This is a genomic window from Atopobium sp. oral taxon 416 (genome assembly GCF_018128285.1).
In the GTDB taxonomy this organism is placed as follows: domain Bacteria; phylum Actinomycetota; class Coriobacteriia; order Coriobacteriales; family Atopobiaceae; genus Olsenella_L.
The window spans coordinates 606,885-623,550 of record NZ_CP072380.1 but is presented as its reverse complement, the minus strand read 5'-3'; the positions used below and the strand labels follow the sequence as shown (position 1 = coordinate 623,550).

The following is a 16,666-nucleotide window of genomic DNA, read 5'->3' as shown; positions in this document are numbered from 1 at the left end:
ACTACTCCTTGGAGACGGTTTCCAGCACAACGGCCGCAGATTTCCTGCGCGATGCGGCACCGATAACGAAATTGGACAAGACCAGCAAGGCAAAGCCAACAAGCACGCCAGCGCTGCTTCCGAAGAGAGCACTCACCCCAGCGCCAAGCAGAGCAGTAACGGTCACGAACAGAACCTCTCGACGGTACAGCTCCCACACTCCGAAGCCCAGGACGTACTTTACGGAAATCTCCTGGGCACTTACTCGGTTGACCACATTGACAAGACATGCAACCATGACGGAGACGGTGGCCACCAAAACAACCAGAACCGCCGAGAAGAGCGCGAAAAGCTCCTCGAGGGTCTTCTGCAGACCGTCGATGTAGTTCCCCACCGTGGCAAATCGAGCACCCGCCGAGCCACCAATCTCAGCTCTATTGTCGGCATCGAGCAGACTTGACGCCGCATGCTCGTCGAGCTTCACGTACGCGTTCTCCAAGCCAGTGGCGACGAGGCTTTCCGACTCAAAGGGCACCATGTTCGCAGCAGTAACAACCGCAATAGCAAACCCGCTTGATGTGACCGGCTCTTCAGGGTTCGTACTCCACGTGAAGAGCTCCTTATCAGCGTCATAAGAGATGAACTCGTACTCAGGGCTCTCCATGAAGGGAGTGACGATGTTCGAGTCAGAGGGCTTCCGTGCGGCAATAAGGAAGTCCTTCACTTCGTTCACTTCGCTAGCGCTTAGCGAATCTGGCAGGAGGTAGACACGTACTCCTTGCTCTGCCCTCTCGACAACGTCCGCAGGTATATCCACCCCCATCAACTCAAGGTAAGAGGGGGATGCCGCGAGATACCAGAGCTGCTTGAGCGTCGTATCTGAACCGGAATATGCTCTAATGGTCGATTCGTTGTAGTTGATGGCGTTCGCAAGGTAAACACCATCATCATGCTCGTGCTCGGCGTACCATGTGTACATATCCTCTGAGAGCTCCATTGGATTATCAGTGAGCCGAGTGTTTCCGATGCTGAAGTCCTTTACCACGTACCACCCTTCATACTCCTGCCATGCTGAGCGCGTGCGAGCAAGGTCCGCATACATGGTGAGGGGTTGATCTATATAGAGGCAGCCGGCAAAAATGGCGACCAAGCACACTAGATAGACCGCAACGGTCAGACCATAGAAACCCCGCCGTGAATATCGCCCGTGGATGGCCTCAACCGGCCTCGTTGCGATAAGTGGAGCAACGGAAACCATCGCAGCGACAAGCACCATGACGACCGCTGGAAGTACAGAGACGAGGGCAAGCCCTACAAAGGCAGCGTTAATCGTGAACCCGTCCAAGTAAGCATATACTCCCACCATTCCGATTGGAATGAGAACAAGAATCTGGAGAGCTTGCGAGGAGAGCAGCTCGCTTACGAAGTCGACCTTACTCCACCCAAGCATCAGGTGTATCCCCAGCGTCTTTAACTCGAGTAGAGAGTGCGTTACCATGACCAGGCAAAGGATAAATGAAAGGAGCGCAAACGCCCCTATGCAGAACAGGTAGATCAGACCGGGTTCCGAGGTCGAGCCTGACATTTTCGTGGTCAGAGTCTCAGGTGTTACCCCGACAGCAGATGACAGGCTGTCTACCGTTGATTTAAAGTCAGCGCTTCCAAGGTTAAGGAGCGTGCAGGAGCTTCCTAGATCGCTCCCAGCATCCATCCTGTCAACGCGGAAATATATGCCAGAGCGAATACTGGGCAGATCGGACACTCGCGAGTAGATGTCGTTCCCATACCCGGCATAGCTATTCGGACTTCCGGAGCCCACTCTCTTTATGAGGGTACCATCTATAAGCGTGGTGCCGAGAACAACGAGTGGGTCGATGGAGGTCTCTCCGTCAATCGATGCCGGCAATATGCTAAACGTGTAGAGGTTCGCTCCGGATTGCAGCGATTCCTTATCAAGACTAATTACCGTAAACGTGCCTTTGTTCGCCAAATTCTGAAGTTCAGCGACGAGACTGTCCTTCTGCCTATCCGTGAGCTGCGAAGTGAAAATCGTTGGCTGATCTGAAAGCCAGTCATCAACCTGCCTGGAGACAAGGGCTTCAAAGACTCCCTTGACGCAGATGACTGAGGTGACACCCAATAGGGCTATTAACAAGAGGCTGACAATTGACCAGGCTTTCTTCATATTACACCGCCATTGCAATCCCATTGCTTATTCGATTGGGTAAATCAAAGAGCAAATGCCATTTCAAATTCCAGGAGAAGCTATCCTCTGCAGCTCCAGTATGCCTCCAAGGTATCCGTCCCAATAAAGCCCCATGCCTGGGAAAGAACATCAGGGTTCTTCCAGCCAGACGTGTATCCGTTGCAAGACGAATGGTGCTCATAGTGGGCAGAATTGCAATCGGAGAACCCAAATACCCCAGCATTACGTCCATAATTCCAATACACCGCTGAACCCTTGTAGTAAACGGTGTCAGCCAACGCAATCGCCGGCGCTCCCGCGCACATCAGACAGCACAATATGGCAATAATGATTGTTCTCTTACCCCTTATGATTCCCTCCGTTCTCAAGCAATGGCGGTGCTTTAAAGACATTCTGCCATCTGCCCGCTTGGCGGAACGATTCAGTAGATCACTTGCCGGACAAACGTATAGATGGGAACGGTGTGTGGTAGACATGTGGTCTGCAAAGCAGCAGCATATAGGTAGGGATTTATAGCATTTTCCGCGCACCAAGTCCGGGGGTAGGAACTCATGGCGACAACGCTGTTTTGCATCAAGCTGCTACCGTCCTAATGACCGACCACATATCTGTTACCCCATCCGCAACAACAGTGGCATTGAGACGCTCCGGATCCGCGACAGCAACCGTACATCGAGTGCTGCTTCGCTTGCATTGATGCTGCGACTACAACCAGCGGCCATAGCTCTGCAATGTCGGTACGATGCAGGCAGAAGTCGATCTCGGCACCGCAACGTTCGTATCCGGGGGTATCGATGCAGGTACAGGCAGGTCCTCAAATGCGGTCACCCAGCCCGATACCCCACTATCACAGCGAATACCCCCAATATGGACAGGACTGAAATCATCGACCAGGTATAAAACCTTTGTCCAGCGGAGCGTGCAGACGATGCTGAATGCCGTCCGGTGTTAACACCGCCTTGTGCTCCGATGTCGATGCAACGATAGATTGGAGGCCTAAGTGTGGGAAAGGCAATGGCTACCATCGTTATCGCCTTTACTGCAATCTAACAGTTTAGAAGTGTGGTGTGCCTAGCAAGGTTCTGACGTGCGGTAAGTCGCGTCCTCCATCATCAGATGGCGCACCCCCTTTCCAATCTCGGCCATTTGTCGTACGACTGGTTGACACCGAACAGGTACACCTACCAGTTCAGGTAGCTCTGCAGTCTCTTCGGGTCCATACCGGTAAAGCGCCACAGGTAGCGTTTGAGCTAAAAGCAGAGCTTGTTCACGACAGCCATGCACTCGAGGTATTGCGGGTCACTGACGTGTGCCCTGTAGGCCTCGTGCATACCTTTGACCACCCTGACCAGGGATTCGTGCGACTTCTCCATGTCCCCGACCACGGTTGATCCCTTGGCGATGTGCACTCGCAGGCTATCCCTGATACGCGGGAAGGCTTGCCGTGCCTGACGGCGAGCGCGTACTTGCAGGCGTCGATAGCCATGGCGATGCACAGCTTTTGCTTGGACAGGCCGCGCTTGCGGGCCTGCCCGAAGGCGTGCGCCAGGTCCGTGTCGTTGATGTAGGTCTCGTCTATCCAGACCTGGCCGCGCAGGATTGTGCAATCCTGGTAGCCATCCACGGTCGCAAACACGCGCTGGCGCCACTCGTAGGCAATCTTGTGGTTCAGCCCACAAATCTTTGCGATGCCCCTTAAAGGCACGTTGTAGCACATCAGCTCGATGAAGAAGACTAAAGGTGGGCAGGTCCTTCTTCGAGTCGTCGAATATGGCACCCGAGAAGGCGCCGTAGCGCTTCCCGCCGCATGAGGGGCACAACGGCGCGGGCCTGTGGCGTGTTGCGGCCTCCTCGAAGGTCTCAAGCCCGATCTTCTCCTTTGCATCCTCGCACCGCCCAGGCGCGCTCCAGGAGGGAGAACTCCTCGTCCGACAGTGCCTCGACGCTTCCGGGAAGGGCCGAGGAAAGCACGAAGAAAAAGGCTGCTTAGATGAACTTCTCACCCACAGAAACTACCGAAGGCTCAACAAATGCTCATGCTCCGGCATGCATGTGCGACCGTTGCAACAGAGCCCCGTCCCTCCTGAATTGCTTCAGGACAGACGGGGCTTCATCATGCTCCATATAGAAGGAGCTGCCGTCTATGGCGCCAGGCCTTCCAACAGCAGCTCCTGCTTCGCCAGAGTTTCTGGTGAAATCTTACCTGTTTGCCTGCTACTTCGCAGCACGGTAGATCTCGACGATGTCTTCCTTCGTGAGCGGCACGAACGAGCCCTTCGAGCCATCTGCAGCCTTCTGGATCATCACATCGAAGTGCTTCTCGTCAGTGATCCCCACCTCATGAAGCGTTGCCGGCATATGCATGGTCTCCGTAAAGAACTGGCGGGTACGGGCGATGGCCTCGCGGGTGACCGGTGCATCGTCTGTGCCAGTAAGGCCCCAGACATTGCGGCCGTAGATCGCGAACTGCTTCTCCGTCTTTTCAGAGAGGACATGCTCCATCCATGCGGGCGTAAGGATGGGCAAGGCCCTCGCCGTGGGTGATGTCATAGAAGGCAGAGAGCTCATGCTCCATCGGGTGCACGACCACACAGGAGCGCAGCCCTCGCCGACGAGGCTATTGATTGTATGGCTTGCAGACCACATGAGGTTTACACGGGCATCGTAGTCATCCGGCTTCTCAGGTGCGATCGGACCAGAGTGGATCATGGTCTTAAGCAGGGCCTCTGCCATGCGCTTCTGCACGTATGCACCATCATCCATCGAGAAGTAGTTCTCGAACGCGTGGCTCATCATGTCTGTCATGCCAGCTGCGGTCTGGCGTGCCGGAACCGAGAATGTATAGGTCGGATCGAGCACAGACATTGTCGGCTTCAGGCACTCTCCTGCCGTGTCCCACTTCTCGTTCTTTGTCATGTCCAAGATGACGGCAAAGGCATCCATCTCGGAGCCCGTAGCAGCAAGCGTAAGCGCCGAGAAGATCGGCAAGGCATCCTTGATGAGCTCAGGATGGATCACGAGATCCCAGGCATCGCCGTCGTACTTTGCGCCGGCTGCAACGACCTTTACGCAGTCGATTGTGGAGCCGTCGCCGATAGCGAGGACCATATCGATGGACTCCTTGCGGCAGAGCTCGACACCGTGGCGCACGGTCTGGATGCGTGGGTTCGGCTCGATGCCAGAGAGCTCGAAGATCTCAAGGCCTGCATCGGAGAGGATTTTCGTTGCCTGATCATAGATGCCGTTGCGCTTGATGGAGCCTCCGCCGTAGCACAGGAGAACCTTCTTGCCATATCCCGCAAGATCTGCAAGATGCGAGATCTGGCCCTTGCCGAAGTGGATGGTCGTAGGTACATGGAACGTGAAATTATACATAGTTACTCCTTAGCCGGCATGGTTCTGCCGCTTGTCCCTGTCCCCCTCATACCTGCATCGAAACGCGGCAAGGCCGAATGGATGCCGGTCTGAAAGAAACGGCTGCATTGCATAATCAGGACAGAAGGAGCCTCGTTCCCCCATCCGACAAAGCTTCCGTGCGCCAGATGGCAGAAGAGACCGCCTCCACGAGATGTCGGTCATGGGAGACAAGGACAAGCGCGCCTGCAAAGCTCGCCAGGAAACGCTCGAGCGCTTCCACAGCATGCACATCGAGATGGTTTGCCGGCTCATCGAGCACAAGGAGCTCTGCCCCATCGAGCGCTGCAAATGCTAGCGCAAGTTTCCTGAGCTCGCCCGGACTCACCGCTATGCCTGTGCGGTAGCTCTCAGGCTCCGCGTTGGGCTGCGCTGCCAGCGAGAGCACGCTTCCCCGCTCTGCACGGTCAAGGTTCTGAAGGCGCAGAAGCAGAGCCTTTGCCTCTTCGGGCGAGAGCTCCTGTGGAAAGTAGACCGCTTTCACGCCTTCAGGGATGCCACGTGCCACGAGTGCCTTTATGAGCGTCGACTTGCCCGTGCCGTTGGCACCGACAAGCGCTCTGTGCTCATCTAGCCCCACGAAGAACTCCGGAATCTCTATACCATACCCTGCATCGCCGAAAGGAATCGTCTGGGCCGGAAGATGCGCGACGGCATTTCTCTTCGAGCGCACACCCAAGGCAAGAAGCTCTCCATCATAGCCCTAGGGAAACGATGATTAATTCGCCTCGATGAGGTAGCTGGGGCTGTACGCTGTATGACATCGGCTTAAAATGTCTCGAACCACACAGTGCCCATATCCACATAGATGCCTATCTGCCTGCGGATATGTTATAATTACAGCAACGTATTCCAGCATATCCAAAAGGAAGATATGGGCAGATAGATGAGCTTTTAGGACCTTAAATCCTAAGGTCTAAGGAGAAAGACTGGGCGGGAGGCACACCTGGAGCGGATGGATACAATCGTTGTGTGGGATAGCTGGATTGCACTGGTAGATACCAGCTACCACTGACAGGCTCTTGTCAGGCATGTGCGCACTGCAAAGACAAAGCTTTAGGATGTATCCTGCTTTAGGTTATGTTTGCTCTCTTAAGACAAGAGAACTTAAAGATGCTATCCTGGATTGTCGCTCCTGGCAGCGCTTCATGCACTTGGGCCTCATGTCTGAGCAGGTGCCAGATGCTACGACACTTGCGAAGATGCGCCATAGCCTTAAAGCGAGAGGAGTTCGACAAAGCTATGCTTCACGCCTGAACTTAGAAGCTTGAAAAGGCAGGGATCACGGTACAAGGTGGCTCCATTGTGGATGCGACCTTTATCGAAGCCCCGAGCTCCACGAAGAACCACGACCATGCGCGCGACCCTTAAAGCGCACCAGTCCAAGAAAGGGAAGAACTGGCATTTCGGATACAAGGCGCATATCGGCGTGGATGCCGCAGGTAGCCTTGTGCATGCTGTAGAGACGATCGCTTAGAATGTATCTGACATATCCCAGACACATGCACTCGTAAGGGAAGATGACAGGTTCTGCTATGCAGACTTTAGGCTATATAGGTATAGCGAAGCGCCCTTAAGGTCACAGCAGACCCACACCTCTCATCTATGCGCTAAAGCGTTGCAAGGAAGCCTTCGACTAGAGAAGGCCTTACCTGTGCACTCTTGTCCGAAAAGGGTATCGAGTCCAGGAAGGCATCCGTTCGCTCAAAGGCAGAAGCATCCCTTCCTTATCGTGAAGCGGCGCTTCTGCCACTTAAGGAAGCGCTACAGGGGATAGAGAAGACCTCCTGTATGCTCGGGTCTGCCTCGCCCTTGCAAACCTTGCCATGTGCATCTTTTGCCGGCAGGCTGCACCTCCCGGCTCTCAGCGTCGCTTGATCTGTCTTGGAGCCTTATTGCGGTGCATGCGGCAGGATAAATGTCAGGATGGCGGCTCCTGCACGTGCTGGATGGGCATCCTTCCCTGCCTTTCCCACATACCGGCCTAGAAAGGCCGTGTGGCCGGTCCCCTTTGACACGTTATGGGGCATTAATCATCGTTTCCCTAGGCGACTGCAGCCTCCGCCTTCTTGCCAAGCCCCTGCATGCGCTGGTCAAGCTGGCATACCTTGTCCGCAGCCTTCCGGTCCTTGCCCGAGACGATGGCACATCCGATCTTCTCCCGGCTGTCATGGTCATGGGGATCGAGGCTGCGCTTTGAAGCAGAACGGTCTGCCTCCTCGCGGCGCCTCTGCTGCTCCTGCGCAAGACGCCGGTATTCTGTTCTCGCAGCCTCCCGTGCATGGAGCGATGTGTCATGCTCCTGCATCTCCTGCTCCCGCACGGCACTGTAGTTGCCAGGCCGTATCTCCATGCCATCCCCCTCGAAGCAGAGGCAGGAAACCGCCAGCTCATCAAGGAGCGCTCTGTCATGGGAGATCAAAAGTCCTATGCCAGAGAAATCCCGGAGCGTCTCTATGAGCAGCACCCTCGTCAGTGCATCGAGATGGTTTGCTGGCTTGTCCAGGATCAACACATTGGATGCTGCAGCCAGGGCGCAGGCTATCTGCACGCGTTTCTGCTGGCCTGAGGAGGGCGTATCGTAGCGCCAGAGCCACCCGTCCTCTATCGCAAGCGCACGGCGCACCTTCTGAGCAAGAGGACTCCAATCGCACGCGAAGTCGGAAAGGCCTGCTAGCTCCTCCGTGGCATCCTGCGCGTAAAGCGCCGTGACAAGTCCTTTCGTGACAGAGCCGCTATCAGGTGCGAGCCTGCCTACAATGAGCTGTGCAAGCGTCGTCTTTCCGCAGCCATTGGCGCCGATGATGCCATGCTATCCTTTGGCAAACGTGCAGGATATATCAGTAAAGACCGGATTGGCGCTTCCGGGATAGCAATAGCTTACGTGAGAAAGAGAAAACTGCATGATGGACCTCGCAGACACAGGGATGAAGGACACAATGGTGTCCATGAACCGTCCCCGCGTGCTCTTAAAGAGCAGTGTCTAGATGCGCAAGGCTCCATTCCTTTCCTCGGAGGACAGCGTCTCTGCCCTATGCAGCGTGTGAGAATCTACCACAGGTAACGGAAGGACACAAGAAATAAGCCGAGTTCAGTACTGTGCACGGGCCAAGAACAATCCAAACACCTGACCCTGAAAACCAGTACGACAGAGTAACGACTTCGCGGCCGAGAAATGCGCTCCAGTGACCAGAACATCATCTACCAGAAAGACGAACTCGCAGGTGTTCGCATCAGTTGCGACTCTCTGCAGCGTATCTTCGATATTCTCTATCTTGCGTGTACCACCCACGTGAGATGCAATCCCAGGCACTGCAGTCTCGATATCATGGCAAAGACGAAGTCCCAGCTTGCTGCATACCGCTCTGCAGACCTGTTGTTCATTGCGGTCATCATAATCTTGGCTATCAGGCCGCATTGATGGTGGGATAGGTACGAGTCCGACCCTATATCCCAGCGATGCGAGACTCTCGTCAGTGGCTTTCGGATGTCTGCCTTCGAGAAATTCGACAAGAGCATCCGAGTATTGGCGAATTGCCTTCAGCTTGTAACGAGTCCGATCCGGACGGGCACGCAAGCCCCTCTCTGTACCAACCGGTATTTTGTAATTGAGAACTGTCTGGTTGGCTTCCGAATGCCGGTAGCCACCCCGAGGGGTGCAGATCAGGTAGTAGAAGCAGAAATCCCCCTCATGGAGATTCATCGGACGATCAAGTTCATCGACCATCTGCCACCTATTACTATTCATGAGCAGCCAATCGCAGAAAGCACATCGGTGACCGAATTCGCTACGATTGCACCATGCTCTACCATCTTCGCAGCCCAAGTTGTCTGCTCGACAACAGAGGGCAGCAAGATAAGCTTTTTATGCTGTTCGATGCACGCACTGGCCTGCGTCCTTATTCCGCTGGTTTCGCCTGCCTCTACGATGACAGTAGCTTCGGACAGGGCAGCCATGGTTATGTTGCGCTCCGGAAAGTAGAAGCGCTGTGTCTTGATTGGCTGATGATCATAGCGGTAGATGGGCACCTGGCTAATAAGGAGATGCTCCGTAGCTACCTGCTCCTGCAGGTCTTCATTTTCCTTTGGATAATACCTATAATCGGCGTGCCAATAACGCCAATTATTTTGCCTTTAGAGCTGTTTTGGCCACTACCGTATCTATACCTGCTGCAAGTCCATCGACGACAGTGAAGTCATACCGAACGAGCGCAGCAGCTATACGATACGCCGCTCGCTCGCCACGCTCGCTAGGATGGCGAGTGCCAACGACAGAGATGCATCTCGACTGCGTCAGATTGATATCGCCGCGATAGTAGAGGACCGGGAGCGGATTCTTCTGCGCCCTCAGACCATGCGGGAACTGTGGTGTTCCATCCACCAGAACAGAAAATGTTCCAAGCCTTCCCTTTACGTACTGAATCACTTCGGAACGTTTTTCTTCGTCGGGAACGATGCCGTCAATTGCATCAGCAGCCGTACTCGGAAATCCGCCATTTCGCTGTATGAGGTTCGATACTTTGCTTCGGGAAGTTCCCTCGACCACATAGAGATACTCATACGCCATGAGCTCCTTATAGGGAGAAATGACCTCCTCTTCGCTGATTGCCGGCACCATGTCGCACCTCCTATGCTCTCGTGTCTTCATTCTAACGGCTCAAGCATCTGCTGTATAGTACAATTGTTCTATGTTTTCGTGGCATATTGGCCACGTAATATGATGTGGCTGCCAGTTTTGAGACACGGATTTGACCATCCTTCCGAATCCCGTAGAGATGTTTCCAGGGGGTACGGATTGCGAGGAAGAGATGTCCAAGATCACGAGGAAGACATACAGCGCCAGCTTCAAGATGGCCGCCGCGCTGGAGGTGGCGAAGGAGCAGGAGACGCTCTCGCAGGTGGCAGCCAAGCACGGCGTGAGCCCGTCGCTTGCCGCTGCATGGAGGGACGAGTGACCTGCGTCAATATTTCGGACTTAATGGCTGAGTACCTCCAGCATAGTTAGGCTCCCTGAACTGTAAGCGGCTTAAGGCAAGATCGAAGGCATCTTCGGCTGGACCGTCGCGGTGGCTGCGATGCCGAAGAGCAAGACATGGATGAGGCACATCTCGTGCAGCAGCTCCATGCAGGCATCCCTTACATCCCTGTGGCTGTATCTTTAGCTGAACGAGTCCGCAAGGAGTGCATGTGGGCCTTGGGAAGGCCATGGAAGGCGCCCTCAACGTAGGCCTTGAAGTTGGATATCACCCTGTGGACCATGGGAAGGGATACATCCCCGTCCGCTCTGTCGTACTTTCTTTAGACGAGCGCGCAAAACGAGGAGAGGCCGGCAAGCTTTGCCGCTCCAGCCATCCGCCCTTATCTTCGATGTATGGCAGAGCTGGTCATGCCCCACCTGGCGCCAGGAATCTTTCGAGCACTCCTTCTGCGCAGCGCAGGGGGCAGGAGCCCTGCCTGCCGCCGTAAGCATCGGCTGCTGCTTTGTGCCGCGCCCGCTTTTGCCTGGTGCCTTGGCACCGATATAGAAGTCGTCCACCTCGTGTGTGTCAGCTGCAAGGACACTGAACGCACTGCGATCTGGCCCAGGCGAGTATATCCTTAAAAGGACCCGCCCTGCCGTCTTTAAGCTGCAGCCTATCTGCCTTCTGCAGGGCGCAGGCGCTGATCCCGGCCTTTTGGGCGGACATGAGCCATATCGCCTACGAACCACTTCCTGAGCTCGAGGTGGGTCCCCTCCATCAATAGTCCCTGCGCTCACGCTCACCTGGTGCGAGCACTTCGTGCACTGCCACTTGTGTGCGCGGCCTCAGACCTTCGAGCAGGACGTATTGGCGCACACCGGGCAGACAAAGCCGCCGGAGACCTTCTCCTCGAGCAGCCTCCCCTCACACGACTCCTCGTCTGAGAACCTCTCCAGAAGGCCCATCAATGTCTCTTTGCTCTCGCATTCGCGCCTACTCAGAGCGTCTGAGTGCCCCTTCGCCATCTCTTTCTTTGCCCTCTCGGATGCATCAACCTTGCATCCTCATTGTACGGTTTGGAGGCGACAGGAACTCCTGCGGTTATGCTGGAGGTCCTCAGTCATTTCTTGGGTTTACCCCTTGACTTTAAATAGCAGGTCTTCCTTTATGAGTTGATGGTCTATCTTCGATGAGCCCTAGACCATCACAGGTATTGAGAAAAAGATCAATGACCTTATCATCATCATATGAAACATCTTCATGCTGTGTTGCTAACAGGTACTCTACCTGGTCAAGTCCTTTATATTCGAGAGTTGTTTTCATTGTCTGCTTCGTTACATCAGACAGCTGGTCTTTATATCGTTGATAGATAAAACAAAGATCTACAAGATCTCTTACTCTATCTCTGTTTGAATAAGCAGCGCACTTCATTTGTGCAAGACGGTCAATATTGTAGACACGAATTCCGTTCACATTTGCTATTGTATTTTCTGGTATATTCCGGTTTCTATATGAGACCTCGACTTTTAGAGGAGCTTCATCCGTAGAATAATGAATCAGGACTCTGCCAACTGTATCGGTATCCTTTGCAATGCGGTATTCCCATCCGTTCTTACTACAGATTGCCTTTACTGCACTAAGAAATCGCCTACGGTTAGATTCCTCATGAGCTGCATCTAGGTCGATATCTCCTGAAAGTCTATTAAGGCCATAACATTGAACGAGAGAGTTTCCTCCCTTCAACACAAATGGAGAATCTTCACCTTCACGCTCATTTAACTGACTGATAAAATTTCGAAGTATACGCTGATGTAGTGGAGAGTAGTCACTACTACTCATAAGCCGCTTCCTTTATCCTAAGCCAATCCATAAGGTACTCTTTACCAAAATAGTGGTCGAAAGACTCCTTATCTGCACAATGTCTGTAAGCAATAAGAGCATGGGCAAGGATATCTGGGGTCAGGGCTTCATTATCAATGAAATCCTTTCTCATCCCTGAAATGAGGGCTCCTTGTCCCTCCATAAGCAGATCCAGACAGGCTCGAGCATGTGTAGCACAGGTCACCTCTCCTAGATGAGGTGCCTTTGCCTTGATGATCCCCCATGTACCTAAGGGGTTGCTATTTGTATCTGCCCACTCTGGATGGTTCCAGTCAAGACACATCCAATGCCAGTCTCCATCGGTACCTTTTTGTTCAGTATTGAGAGCGTACACTCCAGTTAAATAGCGCATATAGTCCCCACTTCTTCCTATCCATAGATACACGGAGAAGTTCTGGCCTTCAAGCTACAGTGCCTCATTATTATGTCGTTAAGAGTTTTTGATCAATTGCCCTCCTAATGAATTCAGAGCGAGACACACCACTTTGTTTTGCTGCTCTCTTCAAAGCATTGATCCTTGATTTAGGCAATCTGATGCTGATCTGTTCCATTTCATCTGTGACAGGACTTCCGTAGGAAATTTTCGAAGTATCCCACATTCCGTCATCTCCCTTTTCACAGGCTTCTGCAATAGAATCGACTTCATCCATTTTCATTCCAATACTGGCAAGAATCTTTTCGTCTCTTTTTGTCATCGTCTACCTCCTATAAATCCGAGCTTTCGTTTGATGTCAGTTTGTGCTGGAGTTTGGGAATGAATTACTACCCATGTATCAATATCTTTTCTGACAGCAACAATTTCAATTTCGCGCCCCTTCCTGTCGAAACCAATGCCAACGTAGCGCCGTGGATCTCCCTTATCTAAACCAGGCATTGATGCTACAGCTGAAGCCCAAACAGCTGCTGCATCAGCTTTTGAAATATTTGGGTGTCTTTCCTCAATCCTATCAAGGACTATTATTTTCATTTCCTAACATTCCCCTCTGTATCACACGATTGTATCACATTTTTATAATACATGAAGATAAACTAGTCACATATGTCTGTAATGAATACGCTTTGGCTCTCTCTTCTCAGGCTATCTTCTGATGGATAAGGCTGCGACTGTACCGTTCATATGAGTGGACACTGATAGTATTTCGATGCCTATCGAGGCCTTTCTTCTGACTGATAGAGCGAAGCATCGGGAATTTGTGAAATGAATACTTCTTCCTGAGGAACAAGAGCCTATTCAGGTACTTCGCTGTCAGATGCAACTTGTCTCTCACTGTGCGCTTTGATCCAGTGATAGTGGGCAATTATAGCTTCCTGTTCCGCATCAAAAGCGGATCTTATACGCTGTGACGGGGGTCTGAGCGTGAATTTAGAGCCTGCCTGCACCATCTGCAGATACTTGGATTGATATGGCTGATGTACTTGGGGTACTGTCATTCTACGGGAGGAGTATTTCATGTAAATGGACGCTCCTATAGATGTCAAGAGCCTGAGCCTTCGACATCTATCGGCATGCTCTCGAGTACCCAGGTGGAATACCTCTCCGCGAACATCTGGCTCTCGCACCTTCCGGACTCAAATCCGCTCACCGTGGAAGGCGACACCTCGAGGGCATGCGCGACCTTGGCCTGGTTCAGGCCGGCACTCTTGTGCGCTTCCCTAAGCGAGAGCCTGTCGACCCGCTCACCCACGTCCCTGAGTGCATGAGCGTATGGTAGACCTCGCGCGCGATGTATCTCTTGACACACACCTTTCGAGAGGGCGTGTGGCCCCGACATGCGCCGCTTAACGTAGCCTTTTGTCCTTGGGGTCGTATCTCATGAGCCTCGCCGTGACGGTGTGCAGCGCCTTGTTGGCACGCCGGTCAGCGCCCTTGTTGAGGCGCATGCAGCCCGATGTCTTGCCAGACGATGCCGGGATGGGAGACGTTTTGCACAGCATCGCGAATGCAGCCTTGCTCCTTGAGCCTTTCGGGGTTGTCGTCTGCGGCGACAGCGAGCTCGGAGGTGCCCCGGGTCTTAAGGCACTAGATTGTAAGCAGCGACGGGCAGTGCTTCTCGACCACGCCCCTCATGAGGAGCTCGAGGGTGTCTGCCTCATCCCTGGCGGCCTACCAGGGCCAGCAGCGCCCTCGTCGATCTTCAGGGCCGCCCTCATCATCCTCTCCTGGGACATGCCCTCCCACCTACTGCGAACATCGTCGGGGGCTGTCCCGGTAAGCGAAAGCGTGGCCACATGGACCTCGAGCGCACAGGATACGCAGCGCTTGCGCGCCACGAGCAGCGACCTCAGCTCATCGAGCCTACCACCGCGCAGCTTGGGGATGGACGTCCCGTCGGCGTCGGTCTCGTCGTCCTTGCCCTCGCCGTGCCTCCTTCTTTGGTCCTTCTTCTTGTTGAAGACCTCCAGCACCTTAAAGCCGCACGCCATCAGCGCGTCCGTGAGGCCCGCACCGTAGGAGCCACGTGCCCTCAAAGCCGTCCGGCGTGGACAGAAACTCGCGTGACAGCGCGACCCTTTACCTCTCGTCCAAGACGCACAGCCAGTGCGTGTCCGCGTGTGTGTCGATGCCGGCGACGATCTTCCCCTCGAGCTTTCTGTCTGTGAGCTCTATGCCCTTCGACATCTTCCTGCTATCCCTTCCTCGCGCCTTGCCTGCCGGCCTAGGTAGGCGAGACAAAGCAGCGAAGGGAGCGCTAACATAGGGTTGTGTGGGCCCCAAGCCTGCGCTTAGGCTCCTATCAGGTCATCGCCAGGCCTTAGCTTCGGCCCGTGGCACAGGACAGGTCCATTTGAGTGCAGCCCCCTCGGGGCGTAAGCTGCAAAGATGAGTCGTCGCACCACGGACCAATTATCTGGCCTGCCCACGTGGACAGGTCAACTTCAAATTATCGGTGCTGAGGACTTTAAGCATAAGCCCAGCAGTTCCTGTTGGTTTCGAGCTGCATACTATAGATGAAGGGCTGATGCATCCGAAAGATCGGGGGAAGATATGGCCAAGGGGCATGCAGGCGAACTTAAGCATGAAGGAATGTGAGAGCAGAAGGACCTTTGATGGAGCTTCTGGAGAGGTTCTCAGACGAGCAAGTCCTGCAGGCAAAGGCTTATCGAGGAGAAGTTCCCGCAAGGGGTTCGTCTGCCCTATCTGCGGCCCCACGAGCTGCTCGCACCAGTTCAGCGTGAGCGCGAAGACGATGATAGAGGGTACCCATCTTGCCCTGAGGAAGTGGTTCGTCGCGATGTGGTTCATAACCAGCTAAAAGGCAGGGATCAGCGCCAGACAGGATGCAGCTACAAGATAGCCGGGTACGTGCTGGTAAGGATCCGCTGCGCCATGGCAAGATCGAAGTGCCTCCAGCGTCCTTTCTGCTGATTGCGTAGAAGTCGACGACTTCTACATAGAAGTAAGATCAAAAGGCACGAGGGGATGCGGCACAAAGCAGCAGCTTCCTAGCGGCAGTTCGAACACGACCACCTCTGTCATATGTCCAAGATCTGTGCCGATGCCTGGAAGCGGGATATCGGCAGGGCTGGATTGCTTCTGCGGGCTCGTCCAGAAAAAGTACGACAGCTCAGACGATGACGCCTCGCTTTCCCTGAGGTCTGCAGGCTCATCTCGAATATCAAGGCATATGTCGAGGGAGCGTTCCACGACCTTCCGAAGGCCCATATACAAGTCGTATACCGACTCGTTCAGCTAAAGATACAGCCACAGGGATTCTTTTGATGCTTGGTGCCGATCTCCTCCACGGGATGTGCCTCACACACATCCCGCTCGCAGGCATCGCGGCCACACTGCAGCCAAAGTTGTCTAAGCAGCTTACAATTCATGGAGCCTAACTGTGCCGCAAGTCCTTAGCCATTATATCGATAGCTTGCTGTATGCAATATATTCACTGACGCCTAAGAACAATCACTGTGAGCCAGAAAACCCTTCGAGATACCTGCTTTGCTGCCACCTCATCCTTTCCACCAACTATCGAAGGAAGACACTCATCACTTAGGTGATGATCACAAACATCACTTAGCTCTCAACTAAAAAATCGCTCTGCAGCACACCATCCAAATACTCCACATGCAAACCGACAAAGACCATATCCACTGCATGATCCACCCATCGCCTTCCACATATGGGAGACCCACGCATCATAGTTGTACCATGTCTGCTGGCATAAACATACGTTCTGGTCAAATGGATACTTCATTGCCACCACAGGTGAAGTCAGCGCTA

At 53.7% G+C, this 16,666-nt stretch carries 19 protein-coding genes and 1 pseudogene; 3 read left to right on the top strand and 17 right to left on the bottom strand.

Annotated elements, in window-relative coordinates; genetic code table 11:
• Position 1: 1 nt before the first annotated feature.
• From J4859_RS03345 to J4859_RS03330, 4 genes are all read right to left on the bottom strand, one after another.
• Complete coding sequence (locus tag J4859_RS03345) at positions 2-2,164, bottom strand: hypothetical protein (RefSeq protein WP_212332833.1); 2,163 nt, start codon at positions 2,162-2,164, stop codon at positions 2-4.
• Positions 2,165-3,452: 1,288 nt separating this feature from the next.
• A complete protein-coding gene (locus tag J4859_RS03340; protein WP_212332831.1) occupies positions 3,453-3,902 on the bottom strand; it encodes a hypothetical protein in 450 nt (149 codons plus the stop codon).
• Positions 3,903-4,399: 497 nt separating this feature from the next.
• The gene (locus tag J4859_RS03335) at positions 4,400-5,560 is read right to left on the bottom strand and encodes an iron-containing alcohol dehydrogenase (RefSeq protein WP_212332829.1); all 1,161 of its coding nucleotides are present in this window, start codon (positions 5,558-5,560) and stop codon (positions 4,400-4,402) included.
• Positions 5,561-5,675: 115 nt separating this feature from the next.
• Positions 5,676-6,272 (bottom strand): AAA family ATPase, encoded by a 597-nt coding sequence (locus J4859_RS03330; protein ID WP_212332826.1) that lies wholly within the window; start codon positions 6,270-6,272, stop codon positions 5,676-5,678.
• A 358-nt stretch (positions 6,273-6,630) separates the two neighbouring features.
• Here J4859_RS03330 and J4859_RS17445 point away from each other — a divergent pair, with 358 nt between their 5' ends.
• Together J4859_RS17445 and J4859_RS16705 are read left to right on the top strand one after the other, a co-directional pair.
• Complete coding sequence (locus J4859_RS17445; protein ID WP_212332818.1) at positions 6,631-6,870, top strand: transposase; 240 nt, start codon at positions 6,631-6,633, stop codon at positions 6,868-6,870.
• Positions 6,871-6,953: 83 nt separating this feature from the next.
• On the top strand, positions 6,954-7,076 hold the full coding sequence (locus J4859_RS16705) for a transposase (RefSeq protein ID WP_256436812.1): 123 nt from the start codon (positions 6,954-6,956) through the stop codon (positions 7,074-7,076).
• 567 nt (positions 7,077-7,643) lie between these two features.
• On the opposite strand, the gene J4859_RS03320 is transcribed toward J4859_RS16705, so the two are convergent.
• From J4859_RS03320 to J4859_RS16695, 4 genes and pseudogenes are all read right to left on the bottom strand, one after another.
• A complete protein-coding gene (locus J4859_RS03320) occupies positions 7,644-8,402 on the bottom strand; it encodes an ATP-binding cassette domain-containing protein (protein WP_256436905.1) in 759 nt (252 codons plus the stop codon).
• Positions 8,403-8,690: 288 nt separating this feature from the next.
• A complete protein-coding gene (locus J4859_RS03315; RefSeq protein WP_212332816.1) occupies positions 8,691-9,347 on the bottom strand; it encodes a hypothetical protein in 657 nt (218 codons plus the stop codon).
• Positions 9,344-9,685, bottom strand: a pseudogene (locus J4859_RS16700) (DNA-processing protein DprA); the annotation flags it as partial. The pseudogene J4859_RS16700 and the gene J4859_RS03315, both read right to left, overlap by 4 nt.
• 37 nt (positions 9,686-9,722) lie before the next feature.
• A complete protein-coding gene (locus J4859_RS16695) occupies positions 9,723-10,217 on the bottom strand; it encodes a DNA-processing protein DprA (protein ID WP_212332814.1) in 495 nt (164 codons plus the stop codon).
• Positions 10,218-10,407: 190 nt separating this feature from the next.
• Here J4859_RS16695 and J4859_RS03300 point away from each other — a divergent pair, with 190 nt between their 5' ends.
• Entirely contained in the window at positions 10,408-10,554 is a 147-nt protein-coding gene (locus J4859_RS03300) for a transposase (protein ID WP_212332811.1), read from the top strand.
• An 851-nt stretch (positions 10,555-11,405) separates the two neighbouring features.
• Here the strand turns inward: J4859_RS03300 and J4859_RS03295 are convergent.
• The 9 genes from J4859_RS03295 to J4859_RS03255 all read right to left on the bottom strand — a co-directional run bounded on the left by J4859_RS03295 (position 11,406) and on the right by J4859_RS03255 (position 16,087).
• On the bottom strand, positions 11,406-11,585 hold the full coding sequence (locus tag J4859_RS03295; protein ID WP_212332808.1) for a hypothetical protein: 180 nt from the start codon (positions 11,583-11,585) through the stop codon (positions 11,406-11,408).
• 121 nt (positions 11,586-11,706) lie between these two features.
• Complete coding sequence (locus J4859_RS03290; protein ID WP_212332806.1) at positions 11,707-12,399, bottom strand: nucleotidyl transferase AbiEii/AbiGii toxin family protein; 693 nt, start codon at positions 12,397-12,399, stop codon at positions 11,707-11,709.
• A complete protein-coding gene (locus J4859_RS03285; RefSeq protein ID WP_212332804.1) occupies positions 12,392-12,793 on the bottom strand; it encodes a hypothetical protein in 402 nt (133 codons plus the stop codon). The genes J4859_RS03290 and J4859_RS03285 overlap by 8 nt, the downstream gene beginning before the upstream one ends.
• Positions 12,794-12,863: 70 nt before the next feature.
• The gene (locus J4859_RS03280; RefSeq protein ID WP_212332802.1) at positions 12,864-13,136 is read right to left on the bottom strand and encodes a ribbon-helix-helix protein, CopG family; all 273 of its coding nucleotides are present in this window, start codon (positions 13,134-13,136) and stop codon (positions 12,864-12,866) included.
• The gene (locus J4859_RS03275) at positions 13,133-13,408 is read right to left on the bottom strand and encodes a hypothetical protein (protein WP_212332800.1); all 276 of its coding nucleotides are present in this window, start codon (positions 13,406-13,408) and stop codon (positions 13,133-13,135) included. The genes J4859_RS03280 and J4859_RS03275 overlap by 4 nt, the downstream gene beginning before the upstream one ends.
• Positions 13,409-13,916: 508 nt before the next feature.
• On the bottom strand, positions 13,917-14,183 hold the full coding sequence (locus tag J4859_RS03270; protein ID WP_212332798.1) for a helix-turn-helix transcriptional regulator: 267 nt from the start codon (positions 14,181-14,183) through the stop codon (positions 13,917-13,919).
• A gap of 37 nt (positions 14,184-14,220) precedes the next feature.
• On the bottom strand, positions 14,221-14,430 hold the full coding sequence (locus tag J4859_RS17440; protein ID WP_371812281.1) for a transposase: 210 nt from the start codon (positions 14,428-14,430) through the stop codon (positions 14,221-14,223).
• A 75-nt stretch (positions 14,431-14,505) separates the two neighbouring features.
• On the bottom strand, positions 14,506-14,910 hold the full coding sequence (locus J4859_RS03260; protein ID WP_212332794.1) for a hypothetical protein: 405 nt from the start codon (positions 14,908-14,910) through the stop codon (positions 14,506-14,508).
• Between the two features lie 919 nt (positions 14,911-15,829).
• Positions 15,830-16,087 (bottom strand): hypothetical protein, encoded by a 258-nt coding sequence (locus J4859_RS03255; protein ID WP_212332792.1) that lies wholly within the window; start codon positions 16,085-16,087, stop codon positions 15,830-15,832.
• Positions 16,088-16,666 lie beyond the last annotated feature (579 nt).